At 65.3% G+C, this 24,835-nt stretch carries 20 protein-coding genes; 16 read left to right on the top strand and 4 right to left on the bottom strand.

Annotation, left to right across the window (positions count from 1 at the left end; translation table 11 throughout):
• Positions 1–58: 58 nt before the first annotated feature.
• Both msrP and msrQ read left to right on the top strand, forming a co-directional pair.
• The gene (msrP, locus tag AC1DS6_RS10560) at positions 59–1,060 is read left to right on the top strand and encodes a protein-methionine-sulfoxide reductase catalytic subunit MsrP (protein ID WP_441632713.1); all 1,002 of its coding nucleotides are present in this window, start codon (positions 59–61) and stop codon (positions 1,058–1,060) included.
• Positions 1,060–1,770, top strand: coding sequence for a protein-methionine-sulfoxide reductase heme-binding subunit MsrQ (gene msrQ, locus AC1DS6_RS10555; RefSeq protein WP_441632711.1), 711 nt, complete (start codon positions 1,060–1,062; stop codon positions 1,768–1,770). Before msrP ends, msrQ begins: the two co-directional genes overlap by 1 nt.
• Before the next feature lie 162 nt (positions 1,771–1,932).
• On the opposite strand, the gene lysA is transcribed toward msrQ, so the two are convergent.
• Positions 1,933–3,201 (bottom strand): diaminopimelate decarboxylase, encoded by a 1,269-nt coding sequence (gene lysA, locus AC1DS6_RS10550; protein WP_441632709.1) that lies wholly within the window; start codon positions 3,199–3,201, stop codon positions 1,933–1,935.
• 2 nt (positions 3,202–3,203) lie between these two features.
• Positions 3,204–3,455, bottom strand: coding sequence for an LPS translocon maturation chaperone LptM (lptM, locus tag AC1DS6_RS10545; RefSeq protein ID WP_441632707.1), 252 nt, complete (start codon positions 3,453–3,455; stop codon positions 3,204–3,206).
• A gap of 196 nt (positions 3,456–3,651) precedes the next feature.
• On the opposite strand from lptM, the gene cyaY reads away from it, so the two are divergent.
• Positions 3,652–3,987 carry an iron donor protein CyaY gene (cyaY, locus tag AC1DS6_RS10540; RefSeq protein WP_035870721.1) on the top strand — a complete coding sequence of 112 codons (336 nt, stop codon included), beginning with the start codon at positions 3,652–3,654 and terminating at the stop codon, positions 3,985–3,987.
• Between the two features lie 73 nt (positions 3,988–4,060).
• Here the strand turns inward: cyaY and AC1DS6_RS10535 are convergent, their stop codons facing one another.
• Positions 4,061–6,433 (bottom strand): penicillin-binding protein 1A, encoded by a 2,373-nt coding sequence (locus AC1DS6_RS10535; protein WP_477102478.1) that lies wholly within the window; start codon positions 6,431–6,433, stop codon positions 4,061–4,063.
• A gap of 120 nt (positions 6,434–6,553) precedes the next feature.
• On the opposite strand from AC1DS6_RS10535, the gene AC1DS6_RS10530 reads away from it, so the two are divergent.
• The 12 genes from AC1DS6_RS10530 (at position 6,554) to AC1DS6_RS10475 (ending at position 22,675) form a co-directional block, all read left to right on the top strand.
• Positions 6,554–6,733 carry a hypothetical protein gene (locus tag AC1DS6_RS10530; protein ID WP_152561905.1) on the top strand — a complete coding sequence of 60 codons (180 nt, stop codon included), beginning with the start codon at positions 6,554–6,556 and terminating at the stop codon, positions 6,731–6,733.
• A gap of 72 nt (positions 6,734–6,805) precedes the next feature.
• On the top strand, positions 6,806–7,876 hold the full coding sequence (pilM, locus tag AC1DS6_RS10525) for a type IV pilus assembly protein PilM (RefSeq protein ID WP_441632703.1): 1,071 nt from the start codon (positions 6,806–6,808) through the stop codon (positions 7,874–7,876).
• A gap of 17 nt (positions 7,877–7,893) precedes the next feature.
• Entirely contained in the window at positions 7,894–8,538 is a 645-nt protein-coding gene (locus AC1DS6_RS10520; RefSeq protein WP_441632701.1) for a PilN domain-containing protein, read from the top strand.
• Positions 8,539–8,540: 2 nt separating this feature from the next.
• A complete protein-coding gene (locus tag AC1DS6_RS10515; RefSeq protein ID WP_441632699.1) occupies positions 8,541–9,221 on the top strand; it encodes a type IV pilus inner membrane component PilO in 681 nt (226 codons plus the stop codon).
• On the top strand, positions 9,221–9,751 hold the full coding sequence (locus AC1DS6_RS10510) for a pilus assembly protein PilP (RefSeq protein ID WP_441632752.1): 531 nt from the start codon (positions 9,221–9,223) through the stop codon (positions 9,749–9,751). The genes AC1DS6_RS10515 and AC1DS6_RS10510 overlap by 1 nt, the downstream gene beginning before the upstream one ends.
• On the top strand, positions 9,748–11,922 hold the full coding sequence (locus tag AC1DS6_RS10505) for a type IV pilus secretin PilQ (RefSeq protein ID WP_477102477.1): 2,175 nt from the start codon (positions 9,748–9,750) through the stop codon (positions 11,920–11,922). The genes AC1DS6_RS10510 and AC1DS6_RS10505 overlap by 4 nt, the downstream gene beginning before the upstream one ends.
• A 278-nt stretch (positions 11,923–12,200) precedes the next feature.
• On the top strand, positions 12,201–12,776 hold the full coding sequence (locus AC1DS6_RS10500) for a shikimate kinase (protein ID WP_430869761.1): 576 nt from the start codon (positions 12,201–12,203) through the stop codon (positions 12,774–12,776).
• Positions 12,763–13,869: a 3-dehydroquinate synthase gene (aroB, locus tag AC1DS6_RS10495; protein WP_441628852.1), complete on the top strand. Its 1,107-nt coding sequence runs from the start codon at positions 12,763–12,765 to the stop codon at positions 13,867–13,869. The genes AC1DS6_RS10500 and aroB overlap by 14 nt, the downstream gene beginning before the upstream one ends.
• A gap of 75 nt (positions 13,870–13,944) precedes the next feature.
• Positions 13,945–15,081, top strand: coding sequence for a deoxyguanosinetriphosphate triphosphohydrolase (locus AC1DS6_RS10490; RefSeq protein WP_035870705.1), 1,137 nt, complete (start codon positions 13,945–13,947; stop codon positions 15,079–15,081).
• 121 nt (positions 15,082–15,202) lie between these two features.
• The gene (locus AC1DS6_RS10485; protein WP_276286477.1) at positions 15,203–15,925 is read left to right on the top strand and encodes a transposase; all 723 of its coding nucleotides are present in this window, start codon (positions 15,203–15,205) and stop codon (positions 15,923–15,925) included.
• 383 nt (positions 15,926–16,308) lie between these two features.
• Positions 16,309–21,081, top strand: a complete 4,773-nt coding sequence (locus AC1DS6_RS10480; RefSeq protein ID WP_441628855.1) for a glutamate synthase-related protein — start codon at positions 16,309–16,311, stop codon at positions 21,079–21,081.
• 130 nt (positions 21,082–21,211) lie between these two features.
• A complete protein-coding gene (locus AC1DS6_RS10475; protein ID WP_276286475.1) occupies positions 21,212–22,675 on the top strand; it encodes a glutamate synthase subunit beta in 1,464 nt (487 codons plus the stop codon).
• A gap of 65 nt (positions 22,676–22,740) precedes the next feature.
• On the opposite strand, the gene AC1DS6_RS10470 is transcribed toward AC1DS6_RS10475, so the two are convergent.
• Positions 22,741–23,304 carry a GNAT family N-acetyltransferase gene (locus AC1DS6_RS10470; RefSeq protein WP_441628857.1) on the bottom strand — a complete coding sequence of 188 codons (564 nt, stop codon included), beginning with the start codon at positions 23,302–23,304 and terminating at the stop codon, positions 22,741–22,743.
• Between the two features lie 316 nt (positions 23,305–23,620).
• On the opposite strand from AC1DS6_RS10470, the gene AC1DS6_RS10465 reads away from it, so the two are divergent.
• On the top strand, positions 23,621–24,808 hold the full coding sequence (locus AC1DS6_RS10465; RefSeq protein ID WP_441628859.1) for a Bug family tripartite tricarboxylate transporter substrate binding protein: 1,188 nt from the start codon (positions 23,621–23,623) through the stop codon (positions 24,806–24,808).
• The last annotated feature ends 27 nt before the right edge of the window (positions 24,809–24,835 follow it).

The raw sequence follows: 24,835 nt of genomic DNA, 5'->3' as shown, positions 1-24,835 counted from the left end.
AGGGCCAGGCACGAACGGCGGATCGATTTTTACCCATGGCATGCAACGAGGAACAACGATGCTGATTCCCTCTCCCAAGTGGCTGCGCGGCGACGATATTGCCGCCAGCGAGATCACCCCGCGCGGTGTGTTCGAGTCGCGTCGCCGGCTCTTGGCCATGGCGGCCGCGGGGGCTGCCGGGAGCATGCCGGCCCCGTGGTTCGCGCGCGATGCGCTGGCCCAGGCCCCGCGCGGCCAGAAGCTGCCGGCCGCGCCCAACAATGCCTACGTAGTGACGGAAAAGCGCACGCCGTACGAGGACGTCACCACGTACAACAACTACTACGAGTTCGGCACCGACAAGTCGGACCCCGCGCGCAACGCCGGTACGCTGCGCACGCGTCCATGGCAGGTTGCCGTCGAAGGCCTGGTGAAGAAGCCCAAGGTCTACGATATCGACGAGCTGGTGCGCCTGATGCCGATGGAAGAGCGGGTCTACCGGCTGCGCTGCGTAGAAGGCTGGTCGATGGTGATTCCCTGGAGCGGCTATTCCCTGGCCGAACTGATTCGTCGCGTTGAGCCGCAAGCCGGCGCGAAGTACGTGGAATTCGTCACGCTCAACGACAAGAAGCAGATGCCTGGCGTCAGCGCCCGCGTGCTGGAATGGCCTTACACCGAGGGCCTGCGCATGGACGAGGCGATGCATCCGCTGACCTTGCTGGCCTTTGGCCTCTACGGCGAGGTGCTGCCCAACCAGAACGGTGCGCCGGTGCGCGTGGTGGTCCCCTGGAAATATGGTTTCAAAAGTGCCAAGTCCATCGTCAGGATCCGCTTTGTCGACAAGCAGCCCAGCACCAGCTGGAACCTGGCTGCGGCACAGGAGTACGGTTTCTATTCCAATGTCAATCCGGACGTGGATCATCCCCGCTGGAGCCAGGCCACGGAGCGCCGCATCGGCGAAGACAAGGGCGGCGGCTTTGGCGCGTTGTTCGCGCCCAAGCGCAAGACGCTGCCTTTCAACGGCTATGGCCAGCAAGTGGCGTCGCTGTACCAGGGCATGGACCTGAGGAAGTTCTTCTGATGGCCCCACAGGATCTCTCGCCGCCGCGCCCGGGCGCACCGGCCGCCGGCGCACGCCCGGCACGGGCGAGCGGGCAGCCTGGTCTCGCGACGCTCACGCCAGGGCGTGTGCGCACGGTCAAGCTGGCCGTGTGGCTGCTTGCCATGCTGCCGTTCCTGCGCTTGCTGTACCTCGGCTTTACCGATCAGTTCGGCGCCAATCCGCTGGAGTTCGTCACGCGCTCGACCGGTACCTGGACCCTGGTGATGCTGTGCGTCACGCTGGCGGTCACGCCGCTGCGCCGTTTCACCGGCTGGAACTGGCTGATTCGCTTGCGGCGCATGCTCGGGCTGTTCGCCTTCTTCTACGCACTGCAGCATTTCCTGCTGTGGCTTGGCGTGGACCGTGGCTTCGATGTCGCGTACATGGTCAAGGACATCGCCAAGCGGCCGTTCATCACGGTGGGTTTCGCCGCCTTCGTGCTGATGATTCCGCTGGCGGCAACCTCAGCCAATGCCATGGTCAAGCGCCTGGGCGGGAAGCGGTGGCAATGGCTGCACCGTTCCGTGTACGCCGTCGCCGTGCTGGCCATCATGCACTACTGGTGGCACAAGGCCGGCAAGCATGATTTCGGCACGGTCTCGATCTACGCCGCGGTGGTGTTCGGACTGCTGGCGATGCGTGCCTGGTGGTGGTGGCGCAAGCCCGGGGCACAGCAGCCAGGGCGCTGAGGGCGCGTCAGAGATGGAGCGTGATCTCGCGCGCGGCCGGATGGCGTGGCGGCACGGCTTTGGGCAGCCTGCTGCCGTTGGCATAGCGATAGTCGATCCGCGCCGCGCCCGCGCCGCCCGCCCAGGATCAGGACGCTCCCGGGCACGGGGCTGGGCAGGCGCTTAGCCTTGCAGCAGGCGCTCGTCGCGGAACAGGTCTTCCACGCGCTCGCGGCCGCGCACCAGGTGCACGTCGTCGCCGTCGACCATCACTTCGGCCGCGCGCGGGCGGGTGTTGTAGTTGGAGCTCATGACAAAGCCATAGGCGCCGGCCGACATCACCGCGAGCAGGTCGCCCGGCTGCACCGCCAGCGCGCGATCGCGGCCAAGCCAGTCGCCGGATTCGCACACGGGGCCCACCACGTCGTAGGTCAGGGCCGCGGCTTGCGCCGTCTCGCGCAGTTGCACGGGTTCGATGCGGTGATAGGCCTCGTACATGGCGGGGCGGGCCAGGTCGTTCATGGCCGCATCGACGATGCAGAAGTTCTTGGCGGCGCCCGGCTTGAGGAACTCGACCTGGGTCAGCAGCACGCCGGCGTTGCCCACCAGCGAGCGGCCCGGCTCGAACAGCACCTCGCGATGGCCATGGCCGCGCTCGGCCACGCGGTCCAGCAACGTGCGGGCAAAGCCGGTAATGTCAGGCGGCGTTTCATCGTCATAGGTGATGCCAAGACCGCCGCCCACGTCGATGTGCTCGAGCTTGATGCCTTCGCGTTCGAGCGCTTCCACCACGTCCAGCACCTTGTCCAGCGCTTCCAGGTAGGGCGCCACCTCGGTGATCTGCGAGCCGATATGGCAGTCGATACCCGCCACTTCCAGGTGGGGCAGCGCCGCGGCGGCGCGGTAGGTGGGCAGCACGTCCTCGAACGCCACGCCAAACTTGTTGCCCTTCAGCCCGGTGGAGATATATGGATGCGTCTTGGCATCCACATCCGGATTGATGCGCAGCGATACGCGCGCGCGCTTGCCCAGCCGGCCGGCCACGGCATTGAGGCGGTCCAGCTCGGGGATCGACTCGACATTGAACGACAGCACATCGTGCGTCAGCGCCAGTTCCATCTCGGCAGCGGTCTTGCCGACCCCCGAGAACACCACCTTGCGCGGATCTCCGCCCACTGCCAGCACGCGCTGCAGCTCGCCACCGGAGACGATGTCGAAGCCAGCGCCGAGCCTGGCGAAAACCTGCAGCACGGCCAGGTTCGAGTTGGCCTTCATGGCGTATTGCACGCGCGCGCGGCGCCCCTGGCACGCCGCGGCGTAGGCCTGGTAGGCGGCGGTCAGCGCGGCGCGCGAGTAGACATAGGTGGGGGTGCCGTATTCGGCGGCGATGCGCGCGAGCGGCACGTGCTCGACGGCTAGCACGCCGTCGTGGCGATGGAAGAAGGCGTTCATGGTTATTTGGCGGTGGGGGTGGCGGCTGGCACTGCAACCGGTGCCGTGGCGGACGCCGCTGCCGGTGCGGTGCCCTGGATGGCCGCCGGATTCGGGACAGCCGGATTGGCCAGGCCGGGATCCGGTACGCCGGGCTGGGCCGGTGCGGGAGGCTGCTTGGGCATTGTCAGCGGGCCGCGGATGCCACATCCGGACAACAGGGGCATCGCAAGGCTGGCGGCAATCACCGATACAATCGCAACACGACGCAACATCGGGTCGTCCTTACTTAAAGAGTCTAAGAGGCTAAGAGTCCAACGAGACGTCCAGAGTCGTCCCGGACGGTCCCGGGCAGTCCCTGAAGCAGGGGCGGCGGGACCAACGGAAATACGAAGTACTTTTTCAATACGCTACTGGCCGAATGCCGCGGAATGCTGCAAATGACGCTGGCCGGCGGCCTTGGAGTTTAGCATGCCCCCCATGAGTGAAAGTGAGTTCCTGGCGCTGGCCCAGCAGGAGCTGGACCGGCTGGAGAGCGCGGTGGAAACCGCCGCCGACGCGGCCGACGCCGATATCGAGATCAACCGTGCCGGCAACCTCATCGAGCTCGAGTTCGAGGACGGTTCCAAGATCATCGTCAACAGCCAGGCGCCGATGCAGGAACTGTGGGTGGCCGCGCGCGCGGGCGGATTCCATTTCCGCCACGATGGCCAGCGCTGGATCGATACGCGCGGCGGCGGCGAACTGTATGCGGCACTGTCTGGCTACGTGAGCCAGCAGGCCGGGATAGCCCTGACGCTGGCCTGAGCGCGGCGCCCAGGCACGAAAAAGCCGGCTTGAGGGCCGGCTTTTTCGTTGGCGAAGCCTCCCACGACGGGGATCAGCCGCCGCCAAACATTTCCAGAATGCGCTTCTTCTCGGCCTCGGTATCGGCCGGCGATTGCGTGCTCTCGTCCGGTTTGCCCGGCCACGGATCGCCCAGGCCAACCGAAGCCACGCCGGCGCCGCCCGCGTTTTCCTCGAAGGTCCAGTCGCCGCCGACGGTGATCACGCCTTCCGGGGGCTGGCGCTCGGGCATTTCGGGCACGCCCTTCAGCATCTTGCCCATGTAGCCCACCCAGATTGGCAGCGCGAGGCCACCGCCGGTCTCGCGCACACCCAGGCTCTTGGGCTGGTCGTAGCCCATCCAGGCGATGGCCACCAGCTTGGGCGTGTAGCCGGCGAACCAGGCGTCGACGGCGTCGTTGGTGGTGCCGGTCTTGCCGGCCAGGTCGTTGCGGCCCAGGCGCTGCTTGGCGCTGTTGGCCGTGCCGCTGCGCACTACCTCACGCAGCATGGTGTCGGCGATAAAGGCGGTGCGGGCATCCAGCACGCGTACCGCATCCGCGCCAGCGCGCTGGGGCTTGGTTTCGGAGAGCACATTGCCGCGCGCATCGACCACCTTCTGGATCAGATAGGGATTGACGCGGTAGCCGCCGTTGGCAAAGACCGAGTAGGCGCCAGCCATCTGCAGCGGGGTGACGCTGCCGGCGCCCAGCGCCATCGGCAGGTAAGCCGGGTGCTTGTCGGCGTCAAAGCCAAAGCGCGTGATGTAGTCTTGGGCGTACTGGGTGCCGATGGCGCGCAGGATGCGCACCGACACCAGGTTCTTGGACTTGGCCAGCGCGCGGCGCATGGTCATCGGGCCTTCGAACTTGCCGTCGTAGTTCTTCGGCTCCCACACCTGGCCGCCGTTGTCGCTGATCGAGAGCGGCGCGTCGTTGATCACGGTGGCGGGCGAGAATCCTTTTTCCAGTGCCGCCGAGTAGATGAACGGCTTGAAGCTCGATCCCGGCTGGCGCCAGGCTTGCGTCACATGGTTGAACTTGTTGCGGTTGAAATCGAAGCCGCCGACCATCGAGCGGATCTCGCCGTCTTCCGGATTGAGCGAGATAAAGGCCGCGGATACTTCAGGCAACTGCGTGACCGTCCACGCGCCTTTCTCGTCCTGCGTCACGCGGATGATCGCGCCCGGCCGGATCTTGGCCTTGGGCTGCGCGTTGGCCGCGAGCGACGGCGCGATGAATCGCAGCGCCTGGCCTTCGATGGTAGCGACTTCGCCCGACAGCAGCGTGGCCTGCACCTGCTTGGCGGTCACGCTGGTGACCACGGCCGAGCGCAGGTCGTCGCTGCCGGGGTGCTCCAGCAGTGCGTCGTCGATGGCCTGCTCGCGCTCGTCCGCGCTGGCGGGCAGGTCGATGAACGCCTCAGGCCCGCGGTAGCCGTGGCGGCGCTCGTAATTCATGATGCCCGAGCGCACGGCCTCATAGGCGGCGTCCTGGTCGGTCTTGTTGAGCGTGGTGTAGACGGTCAGGCCGCGGGTGTAGGTTTCCTCGCGGTATTGCGCATACATAAGCTGGCGCACGATTTCGGCGACGTACTCGGCATGCGTGGAGAACTCATTGCCTTCGCCGCGCACCTTCAGTTCTTCGTGGATAGCCTGGTCGTACTGCTCGGGTGTGAGGTAGCGCAGGTCGCGCATGCGCTGCAGGATGTATTCCTGGCGTACCTTGGCGCGCTTCGGGTTGACCACCGGGTTGTAGGCCGAGGGCGCCTTGGGCAGGCCGGCCAGCATGGCGGCCTCGGCCGGCGTCACGTCCTTGATCGACTTGCCGAAATACACACGTGCCGCGCTGGCGAAGCCATAGGCGCGCTGCCCCAGGTAGATCTGGTTCATGTAGAGCTCGAGGATCTGGTCCTTCGAGAGGTTGGCCTCGATCTTGTAGGCCAGCAGCATTTCATACAGCTTGCGGGTGTAGGTCTTCTCGCTGGAGAGGAAGAAGTTGCGCGCCACCTGCATGGTGATCGTGGACGCACCCTGCGACAGCCCGCCGCGCAGGTTGGCGAGCCCCGCGCGTAGCACGCCGACGAAGTCGACCCCGCCGTGTTCGTAGAACCGGTCATCCTCGATGGCCAGCACCGCCTTCTTCATCACATCGGGTATTTCGGTAATCGGCACGAAATTGCGCCGTTCCTCGCCGAATTCGCCAATCAGCACGTTATCCGCGGTATAGATCCGCAACGGAATCTTCGGCCGGTAGTCAGTGATGGTATCCAGCGATGGCAGGTTGGGCGCGGCCACCAGCAGCGCATATCCCACCAGCAGCGCCACCGCCACGATCCCGGCCACCAGCAGGCCCAGAGCCCAAAAGGTCAGCCGCATCCAGATCGGACGCCGGGCGGGTAGGGCAGGCTTTTGTTGTGCTGTGGCCATAAGGGAAATACCTAGTTAGAGGTGCCGGGATTATATCTCCCGGGATCCGCGGGGCCCGGCGCGTTGTGGCGTGCGCGCCGCTATCGCGCTGTTACAAGATGTAATGGGATTGAGATCTGCATGAAACGAAAAGATGAGCGGATCGGGGGAGGGGCAGGGCTACCGTGGGATTTTGGCAACGCTTTGCAAGGGGCGCTCATTAAAAGCAATCGTGGTCAAACCGGCACATTGCCAGCGCCCCGATTTTTGGTGAGAATCCACCAACCAAAAGAGCAAAACGTTTCATCCAAGAAACAATAAAGACTCGCCAAATTAGAGCAACCAAGCCAAGGCGAGTTCAACGGTCAGGGGGTCACCTTGCGGCGAGGTATCTTGTCGGGGTTGTTGCGCCGTACGACGGTCGGCGTGGACATCGGGTCGTCCAGCGTGAAGGTAGTCGAGCTGTCGGTAGGCAGCGGCAAGAACGACTATCGGCTGGAAAAATGCGCCAGCGAACTGCTGGATCGCAATGCCGTTGCCGATGGCAACGTGGTCAATATCGAAGCGGTGGGCATCGCCCTCAAGCGTGCACTCGGCAAGGCCGGGATTCGCACGAAAGAGGTCGTGCTGGGAGTGCCGTCGATGCTGACCGAATCGCAGACCGTCAGCCTGCCGGACAACCTGTCCGAGGATGAGCTTTACGTCCAGGTGGAATCCGAGGCGCATCGCCTCTATCCGCCGTCGCAGGCCGTCAATTTCGATTTTGCCGTGATCGGCCCCAGCGAAACCGAGGGGGGCATTGGCGTGCGCGTTACCGCCGCCAACAGCGATCGCGTGCAGGAACGCGTCACCGCGGCCGAAATGGCCGGGCTGAAGCCGCACGTGATGGACGTCGAGGAATACGCGGTACAGCGCTCCGTGGTGCAGATGCTGGGCGTATCGGCCGACATCAGCGCGACCGATGCCAAGGAGTTGCCCGTGGTGGCGGTGATCCACCTTGGCGGCAGCCGCTCCAAGGCGATCTTCTACCAAGGCTGGAAAGAACTCTACGAGCAATCGCTCAACAGCTACGGCGACCAGCTCACCCAGAGCGCCGCGCGCATGTTCACGCTGGACGCGCTCAAGGCCGAGATCAAGAAGCGCAAGAACACGTTGCCGGAATCCTGGCGTACCCAGCTGCTCGGTCCCTCCCTGGAGGCGCTGGCGGCGGAGGTGCATGGGGCCGTGCGCAACTTCCTGTCTGCTTCGAGCATCGGCCGGGTCGACGAGATCCTGCTCTCGGGCGGCCACGCCTCGCTGGTCGGCGTGCAGGCGGCCATCGAGCAACAGACCGAGATCACCACCACGCTGGCCAACCCGTTCGCGAACATGATGACAGCCGGAAAGGTCAACGAGCGCTATCTGCAGCGCGACCTGCCGGCCTATATCGTGAGCGCCGGGCTTGCGCTGCGCGGCCTGCAGTAAGCGAGCGAGGAAGCCGCATGCCTACCAATACGATCCCGACAGTCAATCTGCTGCCTTACCACGAAGCCCGCAAGGCATCGCGGCGCAAGAAGGTCTACACCCTGTTGGGCGGGGCCGCCGGCGCCGGCGCGCTGGTGGTGCTGCTGGGCGGCATGTACATCGATCACCGCATCGATGCCGTTGCCAGCTTGAACCAGGTGCTCACCGCCGAGAACAGCCGCATGGACGGGCAGATCCGAGAGGTCAATACGCTGCGCAAGGACATCGAAGGCCTGCTGCAGCGGCAGAAGGCCATCGAAGGCCTGCAGAACGAGCGCAACCGTCCCGTGCAACTGCTGGAGGAACTGGTGCGGCAGGTACCCGAAGGCGTCTACCTGACCACGCTCAAGCAGACCGGCGAGTCGTTCACCGTGAGCGGCGTCGCGCAGTCGAACGAGCGCGTCTCGGAGCTGCTGCGCAACCTCAGCCAGGTGCAGTGGCTGGACAAGGCCGAACTGGTCGAATCCAAGGCCGTGATGATGACCAATAATCTGCGTGAGCAGCGCCGCCTGTTCGATTTCTCGATGCGTTTCGCCTACCGTGCGGCTGAAGTGCCGGACGACGGCAAGAAGGGCAAATCCGGGCCGGCGGCCGCAAGCGCCGTCGTTGGCGGAAAGGGCTGACCATGGCACGTGATATCGAAATCTCGATGGCCACGCTGAACGACCTCGGCGCGCAGTTCCGTGGCCTCAACCTCAATGAGCCGGAAACCTGGCCAACCGCCCCGCGCCTGCTGTTCGCCGTGCTGGCGGCGGTGCTGGTGCTGGTGCTGGGCTGGCAGTTCTACTGGAGCGGCAAGCTCGACGACCTCGATCGCAAACATATCGAGCAGGACAGCCTGAAGCAGTCCTACCTGAGCAAGGTGGCGCAGGTGGCCAACCTGGACGCGCTGCGCAAGCAGAAGGCGGAAGTGGAGCAGCGCGTGGCCCTGGTCGAGCGCCAGTTGCCCAACAAGACGGAGATGGATGCACTGCTGGCCGACGTCAATCACGCCGGCGTGGCGCGTGGCCTGCAGTTCGAGCTGTTCAAGCCGCAGGCCGCCGTGATGAAGCCCTACTTTGCCGAGATCCCGGTCAACCTGAAAGTCACCGGGCGCTATCACGACGTGGCGCAGTTCAATGCCGACGTGGCTGCGCTTTCCCGCATCGTGTCAATGCAAGGGTTGCAGTTCACTACCGGCAAGGATGGTGGCCTGGCGATGGAAGCCGTGGCGATGGCCTATCGCGCGCTTGATCCCGATGAACAGGCGGCACAGCGCAAGGCGGAAGCCGCGGCGGCCAAGACGGCTGCGGGAGTGAAGAAATGATGCCTGTGATCCAGGCCCCGGGCCTGCGTGCCTGCGCTTGCGCGCTGATTGGCGCCGCGTTGCTGGCGGCCTGCGGCGGCAGCGAGGAAGACAGCCTGCGCCAGTGGATGGCGCAAGCCCAGGCGGCCAAGGTGCCGCCGCCGGCCCCGTTGCCCGAGCCCAAGCCCTATGCGCCGCGCGAGTACGCGGCGCGCAGCGCGCCTGAGCCGTTTGCCCAGAACAAGATCGGCGACCTTAACCGTGTGCTGTCCGAATCGCCGGAGTCCGGGCGGCGGCGAGAGCCGCTGGAGGATTACCCGCTGGAGAACTTCAAGATGCTGGGCGCCATGAAGAAGAGCGGCGAGACCTACGGCGTCGTGCAGGTAGATAACAAGATCCACCACGTCAAGGTGGGTCAGTATCTCGGCCAGAACTACGGCCGGGTGGTCCGCATCAGCGATCAGGAGATCGTGTTGCGCGAATTGGTCCGGGAAGGGGTAGCCGAGTGGAAAGAGAAAATCACCAGCCTGAAGCTGGAGGGGTCGGCATGATCATCGGTCGTTGGTACCGCGCGCTTGCTGGCGCCGCGGTGATGGTGCTGGTATTGGGCGCGCCGGCTGCGCAGGCGCAATCGACAACGGGCAATGCGGTCAAGCGCGTCGATGCCACGACGGTGGGCGAGCAGACTGTCTTCACAGTCGAGCTGCAGGGGCCGCCATCGCAGAAGCCGGCCGACTTCACTACGCAGAACCCGCCCAAGCTCGCCATCGATTTCATCGATACCGGCTTTGCGGCCGGACGGGCCCAGTACGACCTCGGCGGCAAGTTGCTCAAGAGCGCCAACGTGGTGCAGATCGGCGACCGCACCCGCGTCGTCCTCGACCTGACCCGCGTGGCGACCTATCGTACCGAAGTGCGCGGCAACCTGTTCGTGGTGATGCTCGACAACGTTGCCCAGACGGCACGGGCGGCGGTGCCGACGTTCGCCCCAAGTTCGGCGCAAGCGCCGCTGGCGCCGTCGAACCGGTCGACCGTGCGCAATATCGACTTCCGCCGTGGCCAGGATGGCGCGGGCAGGATCGTGGTGGACCTGTCGTCGCGGGATTCCGGCATCAATATCGCGCAGCAGGGCCAGAACGTCGTGGTCGATTTCCTCAATACGACATTGCCCGACAGCCTGCGGCGGCGCTATGACGTGACCGACTTCGGCACCCCCGTGCAGGGCATGCGGGCGAGCGAAAACAGCGGCAACACCCGCCTCACCATCGAGCCGCGCGGAAACTGGGAATACAGTTCCTACCAGACCGATACGCAGTTCGTGGTGGAGGTGCGCCCGGTCAAGGAAGATCCGGCCAAGCTGATCAGCGGCGCGGGCTTCCGCGGCGACCGGCTCTCGCTGAACTTCCAGAACATCGACATCCGCTCGCTGCTGCAGGTGTTTGCCGATTTCACCAACCTCAACATCATCACCAGCGAAAGCGTGCAGGGCAATCTGACGCTGCGCCTGAAGGATGTGCCGTGGGACCAGGCGCTGCAGATTGTGCTCGACGCCAAGGGCTTGGCCTCGCGCCGCAATGGCAATGTGCTGCTGGTTGCGCCCAAGGCGGAGCTGGCCACCAAGGAAAAACTCGAGCTCGAATCGCAGCAGCAGATCAACGACCTCGAGCCGATCCGCAGCCAGGTGTTCCAGCTCAACTACCAGCGCGCCGAGGACGTGCGGCGCATGCTGCTCGGGCTGGCCGCGGGCGGCGTCGGTGGCGGGGCGCTGGGCGGCGCGGGTGCGATCGGCGGGGTGGGTGGAGTGGGCGGCGCGGCGGCCAGCAACACGCGCATGCTGTCCAAGCGCGGCTCGCTGACAGCCGATCCCCGTACCAACCAGCTATTCGTGTCAGATATCGCGACCAAGCTGGAAGAGGTGCAGAGCTTCCTCGGCAAGATCGACATTCCGGTGCGCCAGGTGATCATCGAGGCGCGCATCGTCGAGGCCAATGACACTTTCAGCCGCAACCTGGGCGTCAGGCTGGGCTTTGCCTCCAAGACGGCTGGCGCCGGCTACGGCAACAACTACACCAATGTGGTCAGCCCGATCACGAACCCGCTCACGGGTGGCACCTGGGATAGCAGCCCGGCACTGAGCCTGCCGGCCGCAGCGATCAACGGCGTCAATCCGGGCTCGGTCGCGGTCAGCTTGTTCAGCAACACGGCCGGCCGTTTCCTGGCGCTGGAGCTGTCGGCGCTTGAGGCCGACGGGCGGGGCAAGATCATTTCCAGCCCGCGCGTGGTCACCGCCAACAATATCAAGGCACTGATCGAGCAAGGCACGGAACTGCCCTACCAGGCCGCCACTTCCAGCGGCGCCACCTCGGTGCAGTTCCGCAAAGCCAACCTGAAGCTGGAAGTGACGCCGCAGATCACGCCGGAAGGCAATGTCCTGCTGGACGTCGACGTCAACAAGGACAGCGTGGGTATCCAGACCACGTCGGGCTTCGCCATCGACACCAAGCACGTGCAGACGCAGGTGCTGGTCGAGAACGGCGGCACCGTGGTGATCGGCGGCATTTACAGCCAGACCGAGTCCAACAATGTGAACAAGGTGCCCCTGCTGGGCGACATCCCGATACTCGGCAACTTCTTCAAGGACAATGCCAAGGTCAATAACCGGACCGAGTTGCTGGTGTTCCTGACGCCGCGCGTGCTGAACGACAGCATGTCGCTGAAATAGCCCCGGCCGCGCCGGATGCAGTAGACTGACAGGCCGCATCGATCCGATGCGGCTTTTTTATTGCCCAGGCGGGCGAGCAGGCGCGAGGGTGCATGGCAGGCGCGCAAGGCGGGTCGCGAGGCGGGTTGCCTTGTGCCGATTGCGCCGCGCCACTTGCCCGCAGCGCCCCAACATAAGAAGATGATGCAGTTTCCTACCGCGAGGACCGGCCAGAGACCCGGCTCCCGCCCGACACGCCAGTGACATTCACCCGCCCGAACCTTTTCTTTGTTGGCCTGATGGGTGCCGGCAAGACCACCGTTGGCCGCACCGTGGCCCGGCGCCTGAACTACCCGTTCTTCGATTCGGACCACGAACTCGAGGCGCGTTGCGGCGTGCGTATTCCGATCATCTTCGAGCATGAGGGCGAGTCCGGCTTCCGGGACCGCGAGGCGTTGATGATCGACGAGCTGACCCAGCGGCACGGCATTGTGCTGGCGACCGGCGGCGGCGCGGTGCTGCGGCCCGAGAACCGCGCCCACCTGAAGGCTCGCGGCACCGTGGTCTACCTGCGCGCCAGCCCGCACGACCTGTGGCTGCGCACCAGGCACGACCGCAATCGCCCGCTGCTGCAGACCGAAGACCCCAAGGGGCGGCTTGAAGCGCTCTATGGCGAGCGCGACCCGCTTTACCGCGAGGTGGCGGATTTCATCATCGAAACCGGCAAGCCTTCGGTGGCGCAGCTTGCTAATATGGTGTTGATGCAACTTGAGATGGCCGGTTTTGCCGTTGCCGCCGAGGAGCCCGAAGAGGGCGACGGCGCGTGCGCGGACAATCTTCCGGCGCAGGACCAGAAACACGATGATCACCCTTGAAGTCAGCCTTGGGGAGCGCAGCTACCCCATCCACATCGGTACCGGCCTGCTCGATCAGGTCGAATTGTTCCGTCCCCATGTACGTGGCCAGCACGCTGTTATCGTCACCAATGAGACGGTGGGGCCGCTTTACGCCGCCCGGGTCGAGGCCACCCTGGCGGCGCTTGGCAAGACCGTGCGCACCGTCACCCTGCCCGACGGCGAAGCCTTCAAGCAGTGGGAAACGCTCAACCTGATCTTCGACGCGCTGCTGACGGCGGGTGCCGACCGCAAGACCACGCTGATCGCCCTTGGCGGCGGCGTGGTGGGCGATATGACCGGGTTTGCCGCGGCCTGCTACATGCGTGGCGTGCCTTTCGTGCAGGTGCCCACCACGTTGCTGGCCCAGGTGGATTCCTCGGTGGGCGGCAAGACCGGCATCAACCACCCGCTGGGCAAGAACATGATCGGCGCCTTCCACCAGCCCAACGCGGTGATCGCCGATATCGACACGCTGCGTACGCTGCCCGCGCGCGAACTGGCGGCCGGCTTGGCCGAGGTGATCAAGCACGGCGCGATGGCCGATGCCGAGTACTTCGGCTGGATCGAACGTAATATCCGCGCGCTCAATGCCTGCGACCCGGACACCATGGCGCTGGCGGTGAAGCGTTCCTGCGAGATCAAGGCCGCGGTGGTGGCCCAGGACGAACGCGAGGGCGGCCTGCGCGCCATGCTCAATTTCGGCCACACCTTCGGCCATGCCATTGAGGCAGGCCTGGGCTACGGCGAGTGGCTGCATGGCGAGGCGGTGGGGTGCGGCATGGTGATGGCGGCGGACCTGTCGCACCGGCTCGGCTTTATCGACACCGAAACGCGCGCCCGCGTAGTGCAGCTCACGCGCGCCGCAATGCTGCCGGTGGTGGCGCCGGAACTCGGCACCGACCGCTACATCGAACTGATGAAAGTGGACAAGAAGGCGGAAGCTGGCAGCATCAAGTTCATCCTGCTGAGGAAGCTTGGCGAAGCCTTCATTACCACCGTGCCGGATCCTGACCTGCGCGCTACGCTGCAGCACGCGGTGCTCAGGCCGCCTACCGAGGCGCCGGTCGCCTGACGCGATCGGTTGTGCCTTGCAACCCCGGCCGGACGGCGCGTAGCCGCCCGGCCGGATGCCTGACCGGATTGCCGCATGACCGACCTCGAAAGCCACCTCGCTCCCTATGCCGCCCGCTCCGCGCAGACCCTTGGGCGGGCGCATCTCGAAGCGGCTTCGTCTTCGCGCACGGAGTTCCAGCGCGACCGCGACCGCGTTATCCACAGCACAGCCTTCCGGCGGCTCGAGTACAAGACGCAGGTCTTCGTCAACCATGAGGGTGATCTGTTCCGTACCCGGCTAACCCATAGCCTGGAAGTCGCGCAGATCGCCCGCTCGATTGCGCGCAACCTGCGCCTGAACGAAGACCTGGTCGAGGCCATCTCGCTGGCGCATGACCTGGGGCACACGCCTTTCGGCCATGCCGGCCAGGACGCACTGAACAATTGCATGAAGAACCATGGCGGCTTCGAACACAACCTGCAGAGCCTGCTGGTGGTGGACGAGTTGGAAGAGCGCTATGGCGGGTTCAACGGGCTAAACCTGACCTTCGAGACCCGCGAGGGCGTGCTCAAGCACTGCTCGCGCGTCAATGCCTCGGCGCTGGGCGAACTGGGCCGGCGTTTCCTGGAGGGCACCCAGCCTTCGCTGGAGGCGCAACTGGCCAACCTGGCCGATGAGATCGCCTACAACAACCACGATATCGACGACGGCCTGCGCTCCGGCCTGCTCACGCTCGAGCAGATGGACGAAGTACCGATGTGGGGGCGCCACCGGGCCGAGGCGATGGCGGCGTTTCCCGGCATCAACGGGCGGCGCGTCATTAACGAAACGGTCCGGCGCATGATCAACACCCTGATCGTCGACCTGATCGAAACCACCAGCCAGAATATTGCCGCCGCCAACCCGCGCAACATTGACGCGGTAAGGGCCGCCGGCCCGCTGGTGGCCTTCAGCCCGGCAGTGCGCGAGGAAGCGGCGGCGCTCAAGCGTTTCCTGTTCCGCCATCTGTACCGCCACTACCTCGTGATGCGCATGTCCTCCAAGGCGCACCGCATCATCACCGACCTGTTCGACGCCTTCATGGCGGATCCGCGCCTGTTGCCGCCGCAGTACCAGGCCGGGCAGGGGCGCGACCAGTCTCGCCTGATCTCGCATTACATCGCCGGCATGACCGACCGCTATGCGATTCGCGAGCACCGCCGCATTTTTGCGGTTGACGAGGGGAACTAGGCAGCCATAAACGGCGGGGAAATTGGGGACGGATCAGGCGGCGACTAGGCTATCATCGGGTATGGCATCCGCTTGAGCCATTCATCCGGTGATCGCTGGTCACCGATTCTCCTCGCTCACCATGGCCCGACTTCCTCGTTTTTCCCCGGCGTCGCTGCCGGCGCTTGTGTTGCAACGCGGCAACAATCGCCAGCCGATCTTCCTTGGCGCCGACGATCGCCCGCACTACCTCGACTGCCTGCGGATGGCCGCGCGCGAGCACGATCTGGCGATCCACGCCTACGCCTTGCGGCCAAATCATGTTCACCTCGTGGCAACCCCTCGCCATGCCGACTCGCTCAGCCTGACCATGCAGGCGGTCGGGCGCCGCTACGCGCGCCATTTCAACCGGGTTGCCGGCCGCACGGGCACGCTGTGGGATGGCCGCTTCCGTTCGGCGGTGTTCGATCCCGCGGCCTGGATGTTGCCCGCGATGCTGTATGTGGAGGGTAACGCCGTGCGCGCGGGCGAAGTGAGTTCGCCCGAAGGTGACCGCTGGAGCAGCTATCGCCACCACGCCGGCATCGAAGCCAGCCCATTTGTGAGCGATCACTCTGCATACTGGGCGCTGGGCAATACGCCATTCGAGCGCCAGTCGAATTACCGCTCCGTGACTGCCGAGGGCTTGTCCTCGATGACGCTGGCCACGCTGCGCAGCCATGCGCATAGCGGCTGGCCCCTGGGCGATGCGGCCTTCCTCGCCCAACTGGAGCGCCAGGGTGGGCGGCGCGTGCATCAGTTGCCCAAGGGAAGGCCGGTGGGCCGCTCGGCGGCCGCCAGGGAGGCAGAGCCGGACTCGATCTAAGGTCGGCCGCCGCCACGTGCGGCGGAGTCATCACCTACAGCAACAGCGCATCACAAATCGTCGTTGCAATGCACCAGGATTAATCTGTCCCCAAATAAAGACCATCCCTGAAGTGGTGCGAGATTAATTATGTTCTGACCCCATTTAAAAATTTTGCGGGACGGGTACGATTCTTTTATAGTTCCTCCACCCACATTCATTGTGCGGCGCGTCACGCCTGTGTACGCCGCTGCGGCCCCGCTGTCTCTCTCGTTGCCCCGATCCCGGTTTACGACCGGCCCCGGTGGAAGAGTGCGGTTCCCGTTCCGGTCTGCCTTGCTGGCTGCGCAGCCCTCACCGGAATCAAGCCCGTGGACCAATCGCAATCCCAATCGAAGCCAACGATGGCCCAAGCGCAGGCCGCAGAGTCTGCCGCCGCGTACGCGCCTGCCTCGCGTCCCCAAGCCCAGGGCATGTACGACCCCGCCAATGAAAAAGATGCCTGCGGCGTCGGCATGGTCGCCCACATCAAGGGCAAGAAGAGCCACGAGATCGTCCAGCAAGGCCTGAAGATCCTGGAAAACCTGGACCACCGGGGCGCGGTTGGCGCCGATGCGCTGATGGGCGACGGTGCCGGTATCCTGATCCAGATCCCGGACCAGTTCTACCGCGAGGAAATGGCCAAGCAGGGCGTGACCCTGCCGCCGTCCGGCGAGTACGGCGTGGGCATGATCTTCCTGCCGAAGGAACACGCATCCCGCCTGGCTTGCGAGCAAGAGCTCGAGCGCACCGTGCGCCTGGAAGGCCAGGTCGTGCTGGGCTGGCGCGATGTGCCGGTGGATGCCGCCATGCCGATGTCGCCGACGGTGCGCACCACCGAGCCGGTGATCCGCCAGATCTTCATCGGTCGCGGCCGCGACATCATGACCACGGACGCACTGGAACGTAAGCTCTATGTGATCCGCAAGACCGCCAGCCACGCCATCCAGGCGCTCAAGCTCAAGCACGGCAAGGAATACTTCGTGCCGTCGATGTCGGCGCGCACGGTGGTGTACAAGGGTCTGCTGCTGGCCAACCAGGTCGGCGAATACTATCTCGACCTGCAGGACCCGCGTGCCGTGTCGGCGCTGGCCCTGGTGCACCAGCGCTTCTCCACCAACACCTTCCCGGCCTGGGAACTGGCCCACCCGTATCGCATGGTCGCCCACAACGGCGAAATCAACACGGTCAAGGGCAATGTGAACTGGGTCAACGCACGTACCGGCGCGATCTCGTCGCCGGTGCTGGGCGACGACCTGCCCAAGCTGTGGCCGCTGATCTACCCCGGCCAGTCGGATACCGCATCGTTCGACAATTGCCTCGAACTGCTGACGATGGCGGGCTACCCGCTCGTCCACGCGATGATGATGATGATCCCGGAAGCCTGGGAACAGCACACGCTGATGGACGACAACCGCCGCGCCTTCTACGAATACCACGCCGCCATGATGGAGCCGTGGGACGGCCCCGCCGCAATCTGCTTCACCGATGGCCGCCAGATCGGCGCCACGCTGGACCGTAACGGCCTGCGCCCGGCGCGTTTCTATGTGACCGAGGACGACATTGTGGTGCTGGCGTCGGAAGCCGGCGTGCTGCCGTTCCCCGAGTCGCGCATCGTGCAAAAGTGGCGCCTGCAGCCGGGCAAGATGTTCCTGATCGACATGGAGCAAGGCCGCATCATCGACGACAAGGAACTCAAGGACAACCTGGCCAACGCCAAGCCCTACAAGAGCTGGATCGACGCCGTGCGCATCAAGCTCGACGAGCTCGACGCCAAGCCCGAGGACGTGGCCGCCGAGAAGAAGCCCGACGCGCGCCTGCTGGATCGCCAGCAAGCCTTCGGCTACACCCAGGAAGACGTCAAGTTCCTGATGGCGCCGATGGCGCTGGCCGGCGAGGAAGCCACCGGTTCGATGGGCAATGACAGCCCGCTGGCCGTGCTGTCGTCCAAGAACAAGACGCTGTACCACTACTTCAAGCAGCTGTTCGCCCAGGTCACCAACCCGCCGATCGACCCGATCCGCGAGAACATGGTGATGTCGCTGGTGTCCTTCATCGGACCCAAGCCCAACCTGCTCGAGCTGAACAACATCAACCCGCCGATGCGCCTCGAAGTGTCCCAGCCTGTGCTGGACTTCAAGGACATCGCCAAGATCCGCAACATCGAGCACTACACCGGCGGCAAGTTCCGTTCGTACGAGCTGAACATCTGCTATCCGAAGGCATGGGGCAAGGAAGGCATCGAAGCCCGCCTGGCCTCGCTGTGTGCGGAAGCCGTGGACGCGGTGCGTTCGGGCTACAACATCCTGATCGTGTCGGACCGCCGCGTCGATGCGGATCACGTGGCGATTCCCGCGCTGCTGGCCACGTCGGCCATTCATCACCACCTGGTGGACAAGGGCCTGCGCACCTCGGCTGGCCTGGTGGTGGAAACCGGCACGGCGCGCGAAGTGCACCACTTCGCATTGCTGGCCGGCTACGGCGCGGAAGCCGTGCACCCGTACCTGGCGATGGAAACGCTGGCCGACATGGCGCAAGGCTTGTCCGGCGACCTGTCGCCCGAGAAGGCGGTCAAGAACTTCGTCAAGGCGGTCGGCAAGGGCCTGCAGAAGGTGATGTCCAAGATGGGCATCTCCACCTATATGTCGTACACCGGCGCGCAGATCTTCGAAGCCATCGGCCTGTCGCGCGAACTGGTGCAGAAGTATTTCCACGGTACCGCATCGAATGTCGAAGGCATCGGCATCTTCGAGGTGGCCGAGGAAGCGCTGCGCCTGCACCAGGACGCCTTTGGCGACAACCCGGTGCTGGACACCATGCTCGACACCGGCGGCGAGTATGCCTACCGTGTGCGTGGCGAAGAGCACATGTGGACCCCGGATTCGGTGGCCAAGCTGCAGCACGCCGTGCGTGCCGACGACGGCAAGGGCGCGTACCAGACGTACAAGGAATACGCCAACATCATCAACGACCAGAGCCGCCGTCACATGACGCTGCGCGGCCTGTTCGAGTTCAAGGTTGATCCGGCGCGCGCCATTCCGCTGGAAGAAGTGGAATCGGCCAAGGACATCGTCAAGCGCTTCGCGACCGGCGCCATGTCGCTGGGCTCGATCTCCACCGAGGCGCACACCACGCTGGCCGTGGCGATGAACCGCATCGGCGGCAAGTCCAACACCGGCGAAGGTGGCGAGGACGAGAAGCGCTACCGCAACGAACTGCGCGGCATCCCCATCAAGAAGGGCGACACCCTGCAGGGCCTGCTGGGCTCCGAAGCCGTGGTGCGCGACCTGGAACTGGAGGCCGGCGACTCGCTGCGCTCGAAGATCAAGCAGGTGGCCTCCGGCCGTTTCGGCGTGACCGCCGAGTACCTGGCTTCGGCAGACCAGATCCAGATCAAGATGGCGCAGGGCGCCAAGCCCGGCGAAGGAGGCCAGCTGCCCGGCCACAAGGTCTCGGACTACATCGGCAAGCTGCGTTACTCGGTGCCGGGCGTTGGCCTGATCTCGCCGCCGCCGCACCATGACATCTACTCGATCGAGGATCTGGCACAGCTGATCCACGACCTGAAGAACGTCAACCCGGCATCCGATATCTCCGTCAAGCTGGTGTCGGAAGTGGGCGTGGGCACCGTGGCCGCGGGCGTGGCCAAGGCCAAGGCGGATCACGTCGTGATCGCCGGCCATGATGGCGGCACCGGCGCTTCGCCGTGGTCGTCGATCAAGCACGCCGGCACGCCTTGGGAGCTCGGCTTGTCCGAGACGCAGCAGACGCTGATGCTCAACGGTCTGCGCAACCGCATCCGCGTGCAGGCCGACGGCCAGATGAAGACTGGCCGCGACGTCGTCATCGGCGCGCTGCTGGGCGCTGACGAGTTCGGCTTCGCCACCGCGCCGCTGGTGGCCGAAGGCTGCATCATGATGCGCAAGTGCCACCTGAACACCTGCCCGGTGGGCGTGGCCACGCAGGATCCGGTGCTGCGCAAGAAATTCCAGGGCAAGCCCGAGCATGTGGTGAACTTCTTCTTCTTCGTTGCCGAGGAAGCCCGCGAGATCATGGCGCAACTGGGTATCCGCACCTTCGACGAACTGATCGGCCGTGCCGACCTGCTCGACACCAAGCCGGCCATCGAGCACTGGAAGGCGCGCGGCCTCGATTTTTCGCGCATCTTCTACCAGGTGCCGTTCCCGGCCGAGCTGCCGCGTTTCCACACCGATGGGCAGGACCACGGCCTGTCGGTCGAAGCCGGCAAGGCGCTCGACCATGTGCTGATCGCCAAGGCCCGCCTGGCCATCGACAAGGGTGAGCGCGTGTCGTTCATCCAGCCGGTGAAGAATGTCAACCGCACCGTCGGCGCGATGCTCTCGGGCGTGGTGGCCAAGCAGTACGGCCACGAAGGCCTGCCTGACGACACCATCCACATCCAGTTGCAAGGCACCGCCGGCCAGTCCTTCGGCGCCTTCCTGGCGCATGGCATCACGCTGGACCTGGTGGGCGACGGCAACGACTACGTGGGCAAGGGCCTGTCGGGCGGCCGCGTGATCGTGCGCGCTCCGCACGAGTTTCGTGGCGATCCGACCCGCAACATCATCGTGGGCAACACCGTGCTTTACGGCGCGATTGCCGGCGAAGCCTTCTTCAACGGCGTGGCAGGCGAACGCTTCGCGGTGCGCAACTCGGGCGCGTCCGCAGTGGTGGAAGGCACCGGCGACCATGGCTGCGAGTACATGACCGGCGGTACCGTGGTGGTGCTGGGCGGCACCGGACGCAACTTCGCGGCCGGCATGTCGGGCGGCATGGCCTACGTCTATGACGAGGACGGCCTGTTCGACAAGCGCTGCAACACCTCGATGGTGGCACTGGAAACGGTGCTCGCCGCGGCGGACCAGGAGAAGGGCCAGTCCCCGGCCTCCTGGCACAAGGTGGACGGCCAGCGCCAGCTCGACGAAGTCATCCTCAAGGGCCTGATCGAGCAGCACTTCCGCTTCACGGGTTCCGAGCGCGCCAAGGCGTTGCTGGCCGACTGGGCTACCTCGCGCCGCAAGTTCGTCAAGGTCTTCCCGACCGAGTACAAGCGCGCGCTGGGCGAAATGTACGCCAAGGAGCAGGAAGCGAAGGATAGCGACCGTATCGCAGCCTAAGCCGGCCCGGGCGGCGAGCCCGACCAAGCATGAGCGGCGGCGCATCGGCGCCGCCGGCCTCACAAGATACTGACCTCACAGCGGGACCGGCGCGAGCGCCGGTCCCGCCCAGCAAGACCAAGGACGCAACATGGGTAAGGCGACTGGCTTTCTCGAATTTCCGCGCCAGAATGAAGGTTACGAGCCCGTAGCCAAGCGCGTGAAGCACTACAAGGAATTCGTTTTCGCGCTGTCCGACAGCGAAGCGAAGATCCAGGGCGCGCGCTGCATGGACTGCGGCATTCCGTTCTGCAACAACGGCTGCCCGGTCAATAACATCATTCCCGACTTCAACGACCTGGTGTATCGCCAGGACTGGAAGTCGGCCATCGAGGTGCTGCACCAGACCAACAACTTCCCCGAGTTCACGGGCCGCATCTGCCCGGCACCGTGCGAGGCCGCCTGCACGCTGGGCATCAATGAAGCACCGGTCGGCATCAAGTCGATCGAGCACGCCATCATCGACAAGGCCTGGGAAGAAGGCTGGGTTGCCCCGCAGCCGCCCAAGCACAAGACCGGCAAAACCGTTGCGGTGGTCGGTTCCGGCCCCGCCGGCATGGCCGTTGCCCAACAGCTGGCGCGCGCCGGCCACGACGTGACGGTGTTCGAGAAGAACGATCGCATCGGTGGCCTGCTGCGCTACGGCATCCCCGACTTCAAGCTGGAAAAGTGGCTGATCGACCGCCGCATGGAGCAGATGCAGGCCGAAGGCGTGACCTTCCGCGCCGGCGTGATGGTGACCGACGGCGAATTGCCGGCCGGCATCAAGAACTATGCGCGTGAGACCATTTCGGCACAGGCGCTGCAAGACCAGTTCGACGCCGTCGTGCTGGCGGGCGGCTCCGAAGTGCCGCGCGATCTGCCGGTTCCCGGCCGCGACCTGTCCGGTATTCACTACGCGCTGGAATTCCTGATCCCGCAGAACAAGGAAGTGGCTGGCGACGCGCCCAACGAGATCCGTGCCGAAGGCAAGCACGTCATCGTGATCGGCGGCGGCGATACCGGCTCCGACTGCGTGGGCACCTCGAACCGCCACGGCGCCGAATCGGTCGTCCAGTTCGAACTGCTGCCGCAGCCGCCGGAAGAGGAAAACAAGCCGCTGGTGTGGCCGTACTGGCCGATCAAGCTGCGCACCTCGTCGTCGCACGATGAAGGCTGCGATCGCGACTGGTCGGTTGCTACCAAGGAATTCATCGGCGAGAACGGCAAGATCACCGCGCTCAAGGCCTGCCGCGTCGAGTGGAAGGACGGCAAGATGCAGGAAGTGCCGGACAGCGAGTTCATCCTCAAGGCTGACCTCGTACTGCTGGCGATGGGCTTCACCAACCCGGTGGGCTCGCTGCTGAGCGCCTTCGGGGTGGACACCGACGCTCGCAAGAACGCCCGTGCCGCCACGGAAGGCGAGCGCGCGTACCACACCAACGTGCCCAAGGTGTTCGCCGCTGGCGACGTGCGCCGCGGCCAGTCGCTGGTGGTGTGGGCGATCCGCGAAGGCCGCCAGGCCGCGCGTTCGGTCGATGCCTTCCTGATGGGACACTCCGAGCTGCCGCGCTAAGGCGCTGCTCTCGTTGCAAAACCCGCCCCGCGCAAGCCGGGCGGGTTTTTTTTATTGGCGTCCGGTCAGGCCGGCTGCAGGGCGCGGCCCATCAGCACGGCGTCGGCGCCATAGGCCGACAGCTTGGCGTCGAATGCGTCGTCAGCCGAGGCAATTTTTTCGTACCCGAGTCTGCGCCACCACGGTGCTGCCGATTGCACGGCGACCAGCCGCGACGAGCGCAGCCCGGCGTCCAGCGCCGCCGCGCGGGCGGCTACGTAAAGTCCCTGAGCCAGACCCTTGCCCTGGCCGGCAGGCGCCACCGCCATATCGTGCACAAACCAGGTGAGTGCCGCAGCCGGCTCGGCTGGAGCCCGCCCGGACTCATCACTCCACGCCCAGTGAGGTTCCAGGACGCCGTCGAGCGGTGGCAGGCTGTCCTGCGGCCACATATGGGTAAACAGATAAGCTGCCAGCGTCTCGTTCCGTCCGGCGCGCGCCGCCACCCAGCAGGTGGCCGGCGACAGCGTCAGCCGGCTGGCCAGGGCGGCGCCGGATTCGAGCAGCATGCCGCGATAGCACTGGGCCTGGATTTCCAGCACGGCGGGCAGGTCGGTGGGCCGCATGGGCCGGAGAATGCATTCGCTCATGGCCGGCGATTATAGGGGGCGTTGCGTGCCGAAGGCACGGCGATGCCGCACTCGACACGCCGCAAACCGCCGGAGCAGGGTGCTGCCGGACGGCCCGGCCACTCTCGAGGCTGGCCATGCGTCAGTGTGCCGGAGCCGGCCGGGAAGCTGCGGCATGCCCTCCCCACAGGGTTGTCCCGGCTATGGTTAACGTGGTCTGTGCGGCTCTAGGCAATCTTCGTAGAATGACCTGACAATTAAATCAAAGACTGCCTCGCTAACCCCCTTTTCAGCCGATAGAGATGTCACCGGCAATGCCTGTGGCCCGGAGGAATTGATGTCCGAAGTGCGCATTTTTTCGCGGCTTTGGCGAGGTAAGGCGATGTTGCTTCACCCCGCTGCAAAGCCGGCTGGTCAGCAGCCCCACTTGCGTGCCAGGCATCCGCTGTTTGTTTCGCCTGTTTTTTGCTTCCCTTGGCAGGGGATGGCATCGCGCGTCGCGTCCCGGATCCGGGTCTTCGCGCTGCTTTGCCTCGCCGGCCTGGTGGCCGGCACCGGCGGCCCCGTCCAGGCGCGGCCGGCAACCCCACAGGCAACCCCGACTCAAACCGCATTCACCCGCCCCATATCGTTTCCTGTCCGGCCGATCCGCCTGATCGTGCCCTTTCCCGCCGGCGGCGTGCCGGACGCCGTGGCGCGCTTGCTGGCCGAGCGGCTGGCGGTACGCCTCGGCGTGCCGGTCGATGTCGATAACCGGCCCGGCGCGGGCGGCACCACAGCGGGCGACGTGGTGGCCAAGGCGAGTTCCGACGGGCATACCTTGCTGTTCCACCAGGCCACCATGCTGATCCAGCCCGGCCTGGAGCCCGTGCCCTACGACGTGGTGCGCGACTTCACGCCGGTGGCGCGCGTGGCCACCATGCCGCTGTTCCTCGTGATCGATGCGCGTCTGCCGATGCGCACGCCGCAGCAATGGCTGACGGCGGTCAATGCCAACCCCGCCTCCTACAGTTATGGCTCCGGCCAGGCCGGTAGCCCTTCGCACCTCTATGCCCAATACGCCGTGCACGGCGTCCCCAACGGGGTGCCGCTGGTTATAGCCAAGGGCGAGGGAGCCGTGGTGCAAGAGATGCTTGCCGGACGCATCAGCGCCTGTTTTTGCTCGTTTGCATCGGTACAGGCACACGTCAAGAATGGCAACCTGCGCCTGCTTGGCGTGACTGGTGTGGTGCGTTCACAAGTTGCGCCCGCGGTGCCCACCCTGCAGGAATCCGGGCTGGACGGCTACGGGGCGGGAGCCTGGTATGGCGTCATTGCCCCGGCCAAGACGCCGCATGCCATCGTGGCGCGGATCGCCAGCGAACTGGACGCGGTGATGGGCGAACGCGAAGTCCGGGATCGCTTGCTGGCGGCCGGCCTGACGCCGTTGCGGGACTCGCCCGAAGCGTTCGCCACAGCGATTCGCTCGGAGTCGATCCAGTGGCAGGTGATTCTTCGGCAGGCGGGCGGGCCAACCGAACCCTAGGTGGCGCCTGGTCTGGCGCCGGCACAC

The sequence above is a fragment of the Cupriavidus sp. 05L310 genome (assembly GCF_056398185.1).
The sequence above is the reverse complement of the archived record's forward strand: the minus strand, read 5'-3'. Positions and strand labels throughout refer to the sequence as shown.